At 73.1% G+C, this 12,889-nt stretch carries 11 protein-coding genes; 10 read left to right on the top strand and 1 reads right to left on the bottom strand.

Annotated features, from left to right (window positions below):
• The first annotated feature begins 11 nt into the window (after nt 1-11).
• The 8 genes from ACFYR0_RS12475 to ACFYR0_RS12440 all read left to right on the top strand — a co-directional run bounded on the left by ACFYR0_RS12475 (nt 12) and on the right by ACFYR0_RS12440 (nt 8,969).
• Nucleotides 12-1,118, top strand: a complete 1,107-nt coding sequence (locus tag ACFYR0_RS12475) for a quinone-dependent dihydroorotate dehydrogenase (RefSeq protein ID WP_389325510.1) — start codon at nt 12-14, stop codon at nt 1,116-1,118.
• On the top strand, nt 1,115-1,957 hold the full coding sequence (gene pyrF, locus ACFYR0_RS12470) for an orotidine-5'-phosphate decarboxylase (protein ID WP_389325507.1): 843 nt from the start codon (nt 1,115-1,117) through the stop codon (nt 1,955-1,957). The genes ACFYR0_RS12475 and pyrF overlap by 4 nt, the downstream gene beginning before the upstream one ends.
• A 307-nt stretch (nt 1,958-2,264) precedes the next feature.
• Nucleotides 2,265-2,588 (top strand): integration host factor, encoded by a 324-nt coding sequence (locus tag ACFYR0_RS12465; protein WP_003977346.1) that lies wholly within the window; start codon nt 2,265-2,267, stop codon nt 2,586-2,588.
• A gap of 60 nt (nt 2,589-2,648) precedes the next feature.
• Nucleotides 2,649-3,242 (top strand): guanylate kinase, encoded by a 594-nt coding sequence (gmk, locus tag ACFYR0_RS12460; RefSeq protein WP_386384388.1) that lies wholly within the window; start codon nt 2,649-2,651, stop codon nt 3,240-3,242.
• Between the two features lie 49 nt (nt 3,243-3,291).
• Entirely contained in the window at nt 3,292-3,564 is a 273-nt protein-coding gene (gene rpoZ, locus ACFYR0_RS12455) for a DNA-directed RNA polymerase subunit omega (RefSeq protein WP_003977348.1), read from the top strand.
• A 132-nt stretch (nt 3,565-3,696) separates the two neighbouring features.
• Nucleotides 3,697-4,914, top strand: a complete 1,218-nt coding sequence (gene coaBC / locus ACFYR0_RS12450) for a bifunctional phosphopantothenoylcysteine decarboxylase/phosphopantothenate--cysteine ligase CoaBC (RefSeq protein ID WP_389325503.1) — start codon at nt 3,697-3,699, stop codon at nt 4,912-4,914.
• Between the two features lie 230 nt (nt 4,915-5,144).
• Nucleotides 5,145-6,353, top strand: a complete 1,209-nt coding sequence (gene metK / locus ACFYR0_RS12445; protein ID WP_389325500.1) for a methionine adenosyltransferase — start codon at nt 5,145-5,147, stop codon at nt 6,351-6,353.
• A 468-nt stretch (nt 6,354-6,821) separates the two neighbouring features.
• On the top strand, nt 6,822-8,969 hold the full coding sequence (locus tag ACFYR0_RS12440) for a primosomal protein N' (protein ID WP_389325497.1): 2,148 nt from the start codon (nt 6,822-6,824) through the stop codon (nt 8,967-8,969).
• Nucleotides 8,970-9,059: 90 nt separating this feature from the next.
• Here the strand turns inward: ACFYR0_RS12440 and ACFYR0_RS12435 are convergent, their stop codons facing one another.
• A complete protein-coding gene (locus ACFYR0_RS12435; RefSeq protein ID WP_389325494.1) occupies nt 9,060-9,599 on the bottom strand; it encodes a hypothetical protein in 540 nt (179 codons plus the stop codon).
• Between the two features lie 289 nt (nt 9,600-9,888).
• On the opposite strand from ACFYR0_RS12435, the gene fmt reads away from it, so the two are divergent.
• Nucleotides 9,889-10,821 carry a methionyl-tRNA formyltransferase gene (fmt, locus tag ACFYR0_RS12430; protein ID WP_389325491.1) on the top strand — a complete coding sequence of 311 codons (933 nt, stop codon included), beginning with the start codon at nt 9,889-9,891 and terminating at the stop codon, nt 10,819-10,821.
• A 180-nt stretch (nt 10,822-11,001) separates the two neighbouring features.
• Nucleotides 11,002-12,432 carry an RsmB/NOP family class I SAM-dependent RNA methyltransferase gene (locus ACFYR0_RS12425; protein WP_389325488.1) on the top strand — a complete coding sequence of 477 codons (1,431 nt, stop codon included), beginning with the start codon at nt 11,002-11,004 and terminating at the stop codon, nt 12,430-12,432.
• Nucleotides 12,433-12,889: the final 457 nt, after the last annotated feature.

The raw sequence follows: 12,889 nt of genomic DNA, 5'->3' as shown, positions 1-12,889 counted from the left end.
GAGGACGGAACATGTACAAGCTCTTCTTCCAGCTGGTCTTCAAGAGGTTGGACCCCGAGCAGGCCCACTATCTGGCCTTCCGCTGGATCCGCCTCGCGGCGCGCGTCCCGGTCCTGCGCACCTTCGTCGCCGCCGTGCTCGCGCCCCGCTACAAGGAACTGCGCACCGAGGCCCTCGGGCTGCGCATGCACGGCCCCTTCGGGCTCGCGGCCGGCTTCGACAAGAACGCGGTCGCGATCGACGGAATGTCGATGCTGGGCTTCGACCACGTCGAGATCGGCACGGTCACCGGCGAGCCGCAGCCCGGCAACCCCAGGCAGCGGCTGTTCCGCCTGGTCTCCGACCGGGCCCTGATCAACCGCATGGGCTTCAACAACGAGGGCTCCCTCGCCGTCGCCGCCCGCCTCGCCTCCCGCAACCCCGTCTTCGGGACGGTCGTCGGCGTCAACATCGGCAAGACCAAGGTCGTCCCCGAGGAGGAGGCCGCCGCCGACTACGTGAAGTCCGCCGAGCGCCTCGCCCCGTACGCCGACTACCTGGTCGTCAACGTCTCCTCACCGAACACCCCCGGTCTGCGCAACCTCCAGGCGACCGAGTCGCTGCGCCCGCTGCTGACCGCCGTCCGCGAGGCCGCCGACCGCGCGGTGACCGCGCGCCGGGTGCCGCTGCTGGTGAAGATCGCGCCGGACCTGGCCGACGAGGACATCGACGCCGTCGCCGACCTCGCGGTCGAGCTGGGTCTGGACGGCATCATCGCCACCAACACCACCATCGCCCGCGAGGGCCTCGGCCTGACCTCCACGCCCGCCCTGGTCCAGCAGACCGGCGGACTGTCCGGCGCCCCGCTCAAGGCCCGCTCCCTGGAGGTGCTGCGCCGCCTCTACGCGCGCGTGGGCGACCGCATCACCCTGGTCGGCGTCGGCGGCGTCGAGAACGCCGAGGACGCCTGGCAGCGCATCCTGGCCGGCGCCACGCTGGTCCAGGGCTACAGCGCCTTCATCTACGAGGGGCCCTTCTACAGCCGCGCGATCCACAAGGGCCTCGCCGCCCGGCTGCGCACCAGCCCCTACGCCACCCTCGCCGACGCGGTCGGCGCCGACGTGAGGAAGCCCGTATGAGCCTCGACCCCTTCGGTACCCGTCTGCGCCGGGCCATGGACGAGCGGGGGCCGCTGTGCGTGGGCATCGACCCGCACGCCTCCCTGCTCTCCGAGTGGGGCCTGAACGACGACGTGGCGGGCCTGGAGCGGTTCAGCCGCACGGTCGTGGAGGCCGCGGCCGACCGGATCGCCGTCCTGAAGCCGCAGATGGCGTTCTTCGAGCGCTTCGGCTCGCGCGGCGTCGCCGTGCTGGAGAGCGTCGTGGCGGAGGCCCGCGCGGCCGGCGCCCTGGTCGTGATGGACGCCAAGCGCGGCGACATCGGCTCGACCATGGCCGCCTACGCCGAGTCGTTCCTGCACAAGGACGCCCCGCTGTTCTCCGACGCGCTGACCGTCTCCCCGTACCTCGGCTACGGCTCGCTGAGCCCGGCCGTGGCGCTGGCCCGGGAGAGCGGCACCGGTCTGTTCGTGCTCGCGCTGACCTCCAACCCGGAAGGAGGCGAGGTCCAGCACGCGGTCCGCGCCGACGGGCGCACGGTCGGCGCGACGATGCTGACGCACCTGGCCGCCGAGAACGTGGGGGAGGAGCCCCTGGGTTCCTTCGGCGCGGTCGTCGGCGCCACCCTGCGCGATCTGTCGGAGTACGACCTCGACATCAACGGCCCCCTCCTTGCGCCCGGCATCGGCGCGCAGGGAGCCACCGCGGCGGACCTGCCCCGGGTCTTCGGGCCGGCCGTGCGCAACGTCGTGCCGAACGTCAGCCGGGGTGTGCTGCGGCACGGGCCCGACGTCAGCGCGCTGCGGGCGGCCGCGGACCGGTTCGCGGAGGAGATCCGGGAAGCGATGGCCGCCGCGTGACCGCGCCTGGACGCGCGTTCGAGTGTCCGGAGTGCGGACCGGGAGGGACTTGAGTCTGGATACATCCTCAAATCCGGGGCATTATGTCGTAAATGTCCCGTCCTGACAGAGGCTGACCAGGACTTTTCCTCTGTTCTCGCTGACTCTGGCGGTGTTGACCGCTAGTCTCCGACGAGTGGGGGCACCTCCCACGCCCCGCAAAGGCAGTGGGGGAGGGCAACCGTGTTGCTCGTGCCTCCCTGGTGTGGGGCGACTAGGTTCCTCACCGGTCCGTATCCGACAGTTCGACATCCGAGGTGACGTAGGCGTGGCTCTTCCGCCCCTTACCCCCGAACAGCGCGCAGCCGCGCTCGAAAAGGCCGCCGCGGCTCGCCGGGAGCGGGCCGAGGTCAAGAATCGACTCAAGCACTCCGGCGCCTCCCTGCACGAGGTCATCAAGCAGGGCCAGGAGAACGACGTCATCGGCAAGATGAAGGTCTCCGCCCTCCTTGAGTCCCTGCCCGGCGTCGGCAAGGTCCGCGCCAAGCAGATCATGGAGCGACTCGGCATCTCCGAGAGCCGCCGCGTGCGGGGCCTCGGTTCCAACCAGATCGCCTCCCTGGAGCGCGAGTTCGGCAGCACCGGTTCCTGACGAACGGGACTCCCCGGGACCGTGTCCCGGGCATCCCGCGATTGCTGGAATAATCGCTGCATGGCTGCAACATTCCGGGGGACGACCCCCGAGCCCCCGGACGTACGTCCGCGGCTGACCGTGCTCTCCGGCCCCTCCGGGGTCGGCAAGAGCACGGTCGTCGCCCATATGCGCAAGGAGCACCCCGAGGTCTGGCTGTCGGTCTCGGCGACGACCCGTCGGCCGCGGCCCGGTGAGCAGCACGGTGTCCACTATTTCTTCGTCACCGACGAGGAGATGGACAAGCTGATCGCCAACGGCGAGCTGCTGGAGTGGGCCGAGTTCGCGGGCAACCGCTACGGCACTCCGCGGGCCGCCGTCCTGGAGCGTCTGGAGGCGGGTGAGCCGGTGCTGCTGGAGATCGACCTCCAGGGCGCCCGGCAGGTCCGCGACTCGATGCCCGAGGCCCAGCTGGTGTTCCTGGCCCCTCCCTCCTGGGAGGAGCTGGTGCGCAGGCTGACCGGCCGGGGCACCGAGCCGCCCGAGGTGATCGAGCGCCGGCTGGACGCGGCGAAGGTCGAACTGGCGGCGGAGCCGGAGTTCGACGAGACGCTGGTCAACACCTCCGTCAAGGATGTGGCCCGTGAGCTGCTAGCCTTGATGGATGTTGTGTGATCGCACCGTGATCACAATCAATCTTCTCCCACCCATCGGAAGGTAGAGCGTGTCCTCTTCCATCTCCGCGCCCGAGGGCATCATCAACCCGCCGATCGACGAGCTCCTCGAGGCCACCGACTCGAAGTACAGCCTCGTGATCTACGCGGCGAAGCGCGCCCGTCAGATCAACGCGTACTACTCGCAGCTCGGCGAGGGCCTCCTCGAATACGTCGGTCCGCTCGTCGACACCCACGTGCACGAGAAGCCGCTCTCGATCGCCCTGCGCGAGATCAACGCGGGTCTGCTGACGTCCGAGGCCATCGAGGGTCCGGCGCAGTAACCCGTTCGGGTGAGCGGCCGTACGATCTGCTCACCGCTGGTTTTTCCACAGGCCCGGCAGTACGTCTGCCGGGCCTGTGGTGTGTCATTGGGTTGACGCGGTTGTACGTTTCCGAGAACCCGGGGAGAGACGGTGGACAAGCCGAAGGTCGTGCTGGGGGTCAGCGGCGGCATCGCCGCGTACAAGGCCTGCGAGCTGCTCAGAAGGCTGACGGAGTCCGGTCACGACGTACGGGTCGTGCCCACCGCCTCCGCCCTGCACTTCGTCGGCGAGGCGACCTGGTCGGCCCTGTCCGGCAACCCGGTCTCCACCGAGGTCTGGGACGCCGTGCACGAGGTCCCGCACGTCCGCATCGGCCAGCACGCCGACCTGGTCGTGGTGGCACCCGCCACCGCCGACATGCTCGCCAAGGCGGCCCACGGCCTCGCCGACGACCTGCTGACCAACACCCTGCTCACCGCGCGCTGTCCCGTCGTCTTCGCGCCCGCCATGCACACCGAGATGTGGGAGCACCCGGCCACCCAGGAGAACGTGGCCACGCTGCGCCGCCGCGGGGCCGTCGTGATCGAACCCGCCGTCGGCCGCCTCACCGGCGTCGACACCGGCAAGGGCCGGCTGCCGGACCCCGGCGAGATCTTCGAGGTCTGCCGCCGCGTCCTCGCCCGCGGGGCCGCCGAGCCCGACCTGCGGGGCCGCCATGTCGTGGTGAGCGCCGGCGGCACCCGCGAGCCCCTCGACCCCGTCCGCTTCCTCGGCAACCGCTCCTCCGGCAAGCAGGGCTACGCCCTGGCCCGCACGGCCGCCGCGCGCGGGGCCCGGGTCACCCTGGTCGCCGCGAACACGGTCGGTCTGCCGGACCCGGCGGGCGTCGACGTCGTACCGGTCGGCACGGCCGTCCAGCTGCGGGAGGCCGTTCTGAAGGCGGCCGCCGACGCCGACGCGGTGGTGATGGCCGCCGCCGTGGCCGATTTCCGCCCCGCCGCCTACGCCGCCGGGAAGATCAAGAAGAAGGACGGCCAGGAGCCCGAGCCCGTCGCGCTCGTGCGCAACCCGGACGTCCTCGCCGAGATCTCCGCCGAGCGCGCCCGCCCCGGACAGGTGATCGTCGGCTTCGCCGCCGAGACCGACGACGTCCTCGCCAACGGCCGCGCCAAACTGGAGCGCAAGGGCTGCGACCTGCTCGTCGTCAACGAGGTGGGGGAGCGCAAGACCTTCGGTTCGGAGGAGAACGAGGCCGTGGTGCTGGGCGCCGACGGCTCCGAGACCGCCGTACCCCGCGGGCCCAAGGAAGCCCTCGCCGACACGGTGTGGGATCTGGTCGTGGCCCGACTGGGTGAACGGTCTGGATGAACCGTGTGTTTCGTCTGGAGCCTGGCTCGATTCGGGTGTGGCGCCCCTGGTCAACCGTGTGCGACTTTGGGCAGAATGCCAGTGCCGCAGGTCACAGGGCTCCCGAGAGGCGAGACACCTGAGCCGGTGGCCTAGCGCGACCGATAAGCTGTTCTCGGACGACGCCGGGCGCAGCCCCCGTCCCGTCCGCCCATGATCAGCCAGCAGCCGCTGCAACCCCAGGGAGCGTTGTGTCCCGTCGCCTGTTCACCTCGGAGTCCGTGACCGAGGGTCACCCCGACAAGATCGCTGACCAGATCAGCGACACCATTCTCGACGCGCTGCTGCGCGAGGACCCCACGTCCCGCGTCGCCGTCGAGACCCTCATCACCACCGGCCTGGTCCACGTGGCCGGTGAGGTCACGACCAAGGCCTACGCGCCGATCCCGCAGCTGGTCCGGGACAAGATCCTGGAGATCGGCTACGACTCGTCCAAGAAGGGCTTCGACGGCGCCTCCTGCGGTGTCTCGGTGTCGATCGGCTCGCAGTCGCCGGACATCGCGCAGGGCGTCGACACGGCGTACGAGTCCCGGGTCGAGGGCGACGACGACGAGCTCGACAAGCAGGGCGCCGGCGACCAGGGCCTGATGTTCGGCTACGCGACCGACGAGACGCCCACCCTGATGCCGCTGCCCATCTTCCTCGCGCACCGCCTCTCCAAGCGGCTGTCCGAGGTCCGCAAGAACGGCACCATCCCCTACCTGCGTCCCGACGGCAAGACGCAGGTCACCATCGAGTACGACGGCGACAAGGCCGTCCGTCTCGACACCGTGGTCGTCTCCTCGCAGCACGCCTCGGACATCGACCTGGAGTCGCTGCTCGCTCCCGACATCCGCGAGTTCGTCGTGGAGCCGGAGCTGAAGGCGCTGCTCGACGAGGGCATCAAGCTCGACACCGAGGGCTACCGCCTGCTGGTCAACCCCACCGGCCGCTTCGAGATCGGCGGCCCGATGGGCGACGCAGGCCTCACCGGCCGCAAGATCATCATCGACACCTACGGCGGCTTCGCCCGCCACGGCGGCGGCGCCTTCTCCGGCAAGGACCCGTCCAAGGTCGACCGCTCCGCCGCCTACGCCATGCGCTGGGTCGCGAAGAACATCGTCGCCGCGGGTCTCGCCTCCCGCTGCGAGGTCCAGGTCGCGTACGCGATCGGCAAGGCCGAGCCCGTCGGCCTGTTCGTCGAGACCTTCGGCACCAACAAGGTCGAGACCGAGAAGATCGAGAAGGCCATCGACGAGGTCTTCGACCTGCGTCCGGCCGCGATCATCCGCGACCTCGACCTGCTGCGCCCGATCTACGCCCAGACCGCCGCGTACGGCCACTTCGGCCGTGAGCTGCCCGACTTCACCTGGGAGCGCACGGACCGCGTGGACGCGCTGCGCACGGCGGCCGGCCTGTAAGGCTCGCACGGCTCCGCCGAGGCCCGGCGCCCCCGTTCTCGGGGGTGCCGGGCCTCGGCCTTTCTGCGGCGGCGGGCCCCGGCGCGCAAACGGCCGACAGAGGCCCCGGACGATCTCCGGGCGCGCAAACGGCTGGCACCGGCCTCGGACGATCTCTACGCTGGGAGCCGTCTCCCGGTGCGCAGGCCGCGGTTGCTTCGGTGGAGCACGTCTCGTGCGTGCGGTGAAACTGGTGTCTCTTCTCCTCCGCTGCCATCCCGATCTCGGGGGACGACGCCGACGCGGCCCGGTGCGCGGGCCGCGGATCCTTCCGGGAAGCAATCCCTCGCAGGTTCGAATCCTGCTGCCGGTCCCCGACCGGTATGGCCGAGCGGTCCAAGGCAGACACGCCCCAGGGCGTGCGTGTTTCCGCGGCCGACCCGAACTCGGGCCGCGTCGGTGTCAGTGGCATTTGGTAAGAATGCAAGCGTGAGCGGGGAGAACGAGCCGGTGGAGGGCGGTGCCGAGGGGGCGCCGCCCGAGCAGCTCGCGCTCATTCGCGAGAGCGTCCGCCGCGCCAACGCCCCCCGGGCCAAACCACGGACCTGGCGCGGGGCCGCCCTCGCCAAGGAACTGCCCGTCGCCCGCGTCCTGGTCGACAAGGGCGTGCTGCACCTCGACCGGTACTTCGACTACGCCGTGCCGGAGGAGCTGGACGCCGACGCCCAGCCGGGTGTGCGCGTGCGCGTGCGGTTCGGGGCCGGGCGGCACCGGGTGCGCGAGGGGCGCCGCGAGGGCGGCGGCCTGATCGACGGGTTCCTGGTCGAACGGCGGGCCGAGTCCGACTACTCGGGGCCGCTGGCCGCGCTCGCCCAGGTCGTGTCCCCGGAGCCGGTGCTCGGCGAGGAACTGCTCTCACTCGCCCGGGCCGTCGCCGACCGGTACGCCGGCAGCCTCGCCGACGTGCTCCAGCTCGCCGTGCCGCCGCGCAGCGCGCGGGCCGAGCAGCGACCCTCGCCCGCGCCGCTGCCGCCCCCCGCCCGGCCCGAGCCGGGCCCCTGGACGCGCTACGAGCACGGTCCCGCCTTCCTGGAGTCGCTGGCCTCCGGAGGCTCCCCGCGGGCCGTGTGGAACGCGCTGCCGGGCCCGTACGGGAGCGAGGAGCTCGCCCGGGCGGTCGCCGCGACCCTCGCCTCCGGGCGGGGCGCGCTCGTCGTCGTGCCCGACGGACGGGTCGCCGCGCGGGTCGACGCCGCGCTGACCGCACTGCTGGGCGAGGGCCGGCACGCCCTGCTCACGGCGGACGCCGGGCCGGAGAAGCGGTACCAGGAGTGGCTGGCCGTACGGCGGGGGAGCGTGCGGGCGGTCGTCGGGACCCGGGCCGCCATGTTCGCGCCCGTCCAGGATCTCGGGCTCGTCGCCCTCTGGGACGACGGGGACGACAGCCACAGCGAACAGCACGCGCCGCAGCCCCACGCCCGCGAGGTGCTGCTCCTGCGGGCCGCGCAGGACCGGTGCGGCTTCCTGCTCGGCGGGCTCAGCTGCACCGTGGAGGCCGCACAGCTCGTGGAGAGCGGCTGGGCGCGGCCGCTGGTCGCCGGCCGGGAGCGGGTGCGGGCCCTCACCCCGCTGGTGCGCACGGTCGGGGACCAGGACCTGGCCCGTGACGAGGCCGCCCGCGCCGCCCGGCTGCCGACCCTGGCCTGGCAGGCCGTCCGGGAAGGGCTGCGGCACGGACCGGTGCTGGTGCAGGTGCCCCGGCGGGGGTACGTGCCGCGGATGGCGTGCGCCCAGTGCCGCGTGCCCGCCCGCTGCCGGCACTGCGCCGGACCGCTCCAGGGCAGCGAGGCGGGGGCGACGCGGTGCGAGTGGTGCGGCAAGGAGGAGAGCGCGTGGAACTGCCCCGAGTGCGGGTCCTTCCGGCTGCGCGCGCAGGTCGTCGGGGCCCGGCGCACCGCCGAGGAACTGGGGCGGGCCTTCCCCAAGGTCCCGGTGCGCACCTCCGGGCGCGAACACGTGCTGGACACCGTGCCGGGGACCCCGGCGCTCGTGGTGAGCACGCCCGGGGCCGAACCGGTCGCCGAGGGCGGCTACGCGGCGGCGCTGCTGCTGGACGGCTGGGCGATGCTCGGGCGCCCCGATCTGCGGGCCGGTGAGGACGCGCTCAGGCGCTGGATCGGCGCGGCCGCGCTCGTCCGGGAGCAGTCCGCGGGCGGCACGGTGGTCGTGCTCGCCGACCCCGCGCTGCGCCCGGTGCAGGCGCTCGTGCGCTGGGACCCCGTGGGACACGCGGTGCGCGAGCTCGCCGAGCGGGCCGAACTGGGCTTCCCGCCGGTCTCCCGGATGGCCGCGGTGTCCGGCCCGCCCGAAGTGGTCGCCGACTTCCTCGGCGCGGTCGACCTGCCCGCCGGGGCCGAGGTGCTGGGCCCGGTGCCGCTGCCGGTCACCCCGTCCGGCCGCCCGCGCCGCCCGGGGGCGCCACCGCCCGGCGAGCACTGGGACCGTGCGCTGGTCCGCGTCCCCACGGGGGGCGGGACGGCCCTGGCCGGGGCGCTGAAGGCCGCCCAGGCCGCGCGCATGGCCCGGGGGAGCGCGGAGGGGGTCCGGGTGCGGATCGACCCTCCGGACATCGGCTGAGGGCGGGCGGCGCCGTGACGGTGCCGCACCCCGACACGCCACTGCCCTCCCGGGCCGTCGTGCGGCGGGAGGGCAGTCGGCGGCGGGACGTCAGGCGTTGCGGGGGCCGGGGAGGGTGGTCGGCCGGGGTTCCTCGCGCAGGGACGGGCTGCCCGCGGTCGGCTGGGTGGGCATGGAACGGGCCGCGGGAACGGTCGGCACGGCGGGCAGTCCGGTGGGGACGTTGACCGTGCGGGGGCCCGTCGACTCCGCGGTCTCCTCCTCGGCGGCCGCCTGGGGCGTGACGCGGCGGGAACCGTAACGGCGGTGCACCGCCTGCTTGGTGACGCCGAGTGCGGAGCCCACCGCGTCCCAGGAGAAGCCGAGCGAGCGGTCGAAGTCCACCGCGGCGGTCACCAGGGTCTCGACACTGTCCCGCAGTTCCTGGGCGAGGCGGACCGTGGGGGCGGGGGCGCGTCCGTAGACGACGAAGCCCGTGGAGGGGCCGGTGCGGCGCGGACGGTAGACGTTGCCCAGCTGGGCGGTGAGTGTGCGCAGTGCGTCCACCTGCCGGCGGACCCGCTCGATGTCCCGCACCAGCAAGTGCAGGCTGGCCCGAGCCTGGGCGTCGTGGGTTGCGTGGTCGGCCATGAACAAGCCTCTCGAACCGGCGTTGAGGAGAAGGATTCGGGGCGGAGAACAGCCCCTTGTGGTCAACTCTTTCTTGACCAACGCTCCTGAGCCCCGCTGGTCACGGGGTGGGGGCGTGCGGGCATATGCGTACGCCGCCCTGCCGCCCGCGCACCCCCCGCCGCCGGCTCCTCCCGAGAGGGCGCCGGATCCCCGGCGGCATCGCCGCCTGCCGCGCCCGGGCCCGGGACCCTCTCATAGACTTGTGCGTTGCCCCGTCCGACCCCGCCCGAGAGGCCCCAGCCCACCCATGAAGCTTGTCTTCGCCGGTACCCCCGAGGTCGCCGTTCCCGCCCTGGACGCTCTCATCGCCTCCGGGCGGCACGAGGTGGCCGCCGTCGTCACCCGGCCCGACGCGCCGGCCGGGCGAGGACGCAGGCTCGTCGCGAGCCCCGTCGCCGAGCGGGCGGAGGAGGCCGGCATCGAGGTGCTCAAGCCGGTGAGGCCGCGCGACCCCGACTTCCTGGAGCGGCTGCGGGAGATCGCGCCCGACTGCTGCCCCGTCGTCGCCTACGGCGCCCTGCTGCCGCGCGTCGCCCTCGACATCCCCGCCCAGGGCTGGGTCAACCTGCACTTCTCGCTGCTGCCCGCCTGGCGCGGGGCCGCGCCCGTGCAGCACTCCCTCATGGCGGGCGACGAGATCACCGGCGCCTCCACCTTCCTGATCGAGGAGGGCCTGGACTCCGGCCCCCTCTACGGCACCGTCACCGAGGTGATCCGCCCCACCGACACCAGCGGCGACCTGCTCACCCGGCTCGCGTTCGCGGGCGCCGGGCTGCTCGCCGCGACCATGGACGGCATCGAGGACGGCGCCCTGAAGGCCGTACCGCAGCCCGCCGACGGCATCACGCTCGCGCCGAAGATCACCGTCGAGGACGCCCACATCGACTGGGCCGCGCCCGCCCTGCGGGTGGACCGGGTCGTGCGGGGCTGCACGCCCGCGCCCGGCGCCTGGACCACCTTCCGCGGCGAGCGCCTGAAGCTCATCCACGTCACCCCCGTGCCCGACCGCACCGACCTCGGGCCGGGCCGCCTCGCCGTCGGCAAGAACAGCGTCCACGTCGGCACCGGCTCCTACGCCGTCGAGCTGCTGTGGGTGCAGGCGCAGGGCAAGAAGCCGATGAAGGCCGCGGACTGGGCGCGTGGTGTGCGGATCGCGGAGGGGGAGACGGTCGGCTCCTGAGCCGCCCGGCCCCGGCCCCGCGCGTATCCGCCCCGCGGCCGCCGTGCAGGCCCGGGCGCGGCTCGGTTCCCGCGCTCGTGCATCCGTCCGGCGTCGGCTCGGTTCCCGCGCTCGCGCACCCGCTCGGCGGCCGACGTACGCTGGGCGCAGACCGTATACAGAAATCCGGAGCACCTTTTCGTGAGCGACACCCCCCGCCGGCCCCGTACGACCGGCAAGCCCTACCGGCGGCCCAAGAAGGACCCCGTCCGCATCCTCGCCTTCGACGCGCTGCGCGCGGTGGACGAGCGGGACGCGTACGCCAACCTCGTGCTGCCGCCGCTGCTGCGCAAGGCGCGGGAGAAGGAGGGCCCGGAGAACTTCGACGCGCGGGACGCGGCGCTGGCGACCGAGCTGGTCTACGGGACGCTGCGCCGGCAGGGGACGTACGACGCGATCATCGCGGAGTGCGTGGACCGGCCGCTGCGGGAGGTCGACCCGCCCGTCCTGGACGTGCTGAGCCTCGGGGCGCACCAGCTGCTCGGCACCCGTATCCCCACCCACGCGGCCGTGTCGGCCACCGTGGAGCTCGCACGGGTGGTACTCGGCGACGGCCGGGCGAAGTTCGTCAACGCCGTGCTGCGGAAGATCGCGCAGGACGACCTCGACGGCTGGCTGGCCCGGGTCGCCCCGTCGTACGACGAGGACCCGGAGGACCATCTGGCCGTGGTGCACTCGCACCCCCGCTGGGTCGTCTCGGCGCTGTGGGACTCGCTGGGCGGCGGCCGCGAGGGCATCGAGGAGCTGCTCGCCGCCGACAACGAGCGGCCCGAGGTCACCCTCGTCGCCCGGCCCGGCCGGGCCACGACCGAGGAACTCCTCGGCGAGGAGGCCGCGGTGGCCGGGCGCTGGTCGCCCTACGCCGTGCGGCTCACCGAGGGCGGCGAGCCCGGCGCGATCGAGGCCGTGCGGGAGGGCCGTGCGGGTGTCCAGGACGAGGGCAGCCAGCTCGTCGCGCTCGCCCTGGCCAACGCCCCGATCGACGGCCCCGACGAGAAGTGGCTGGACGGCTGCGCCGGGCCCGGCGGGAAGGCTGCCCTGCTGGGCGCCCTCGCCGCGCGGCGGGGTGCCGCGCTGCTGGCCAGCGAGAAGCAGCCGCACCGGGCCGGGCTGGTCGCCAAGGCCCTCGACGGCAACCCCGGGCCATACCAGGTGATCGCCGCCGACGGCACCCGGCCGCCGTGGCGGCCCGGTTCCTTCGACCGGGTGCTGATGGACGTGCCCTGCACCGGCCTCGGCGCCCTGCGCCGCCGTCCCGAGGCGCGCTGGCGGCGCCGCCCGGAGGATCTGGACGGCTTCGGGCCGCTCCAGCGGGGGCTGCTGCGCACGGCTCTGGAGTCCGTGCGGGTGGGTGGGGTCGTCGGCTATGCCACCTGTTCCCCGCATCTCGCCGAGACGCGGGCGGTGGTCGCCGATGTGCTCAAGCAGTTCCCGGGTGCGGAGCTGATCGATGCGCGGCCGTTGCTGGAGGGGGTGCCGGGGTTGGGGGACGGGCCCGATGTGCAGTTGTGGCCGCATGTGCACGGGACTGACGCGATGTATCTGGCGTTGATCCGGCGGGTCGGGGGGTGATCCGCGGGGCCCTGTGGGGCGGGGCGTAGGGGGACGGTGCTTGTCGGGGTGCGGGTGCGGGCGCGCTGGGTTTTCGCGCAGTTCCCCGCGCCCCTTGGACGGGGTCTCGGGCCGGTGTTGGGGTGCGGGTCCGTTGTGGTTTTCGCGCAGTTCCCCGCGCCTCTTTGGAGGGGGGGTTCGGGCCGCATTTCCGGTGCGGGTTCGGTGTTGTTCTGCGCAGTTCCCCGCCCCCCTTGAGGAGGGGGCGTAATGCCTGGCGCCCTTGAGCAGAGGTTTGCGCAGTTCCCCGCGCCCCCTGGCAAGGGGGTTGCGCAGTTCCTCGGGCCCCTGAGCGGAGCTGTGGCGCCGAGTGCTGCCGCGCTTAGGGACTGTGTGATGTTGTGATCAACCAGTCGTCTTCAGCAGGTCGTTGATCCAGATCATCGAGGCGCGGAGGTGGAGGCCGGCGAGGTAACTC

The sequence above is a fragment of the Streptomyces sp. NPDC005017 genome (assembly GCF_042873115.1).
GTDB lineage: Bacteria > Actinomycetota > Actinomycetes > Streptomycetales > Streptomycetaceae > Streptomyces.
Note: the sequence above shows the minus strand (reverse complement) of the source record. Positions and strands in the feature narration are given on the sequence as shown.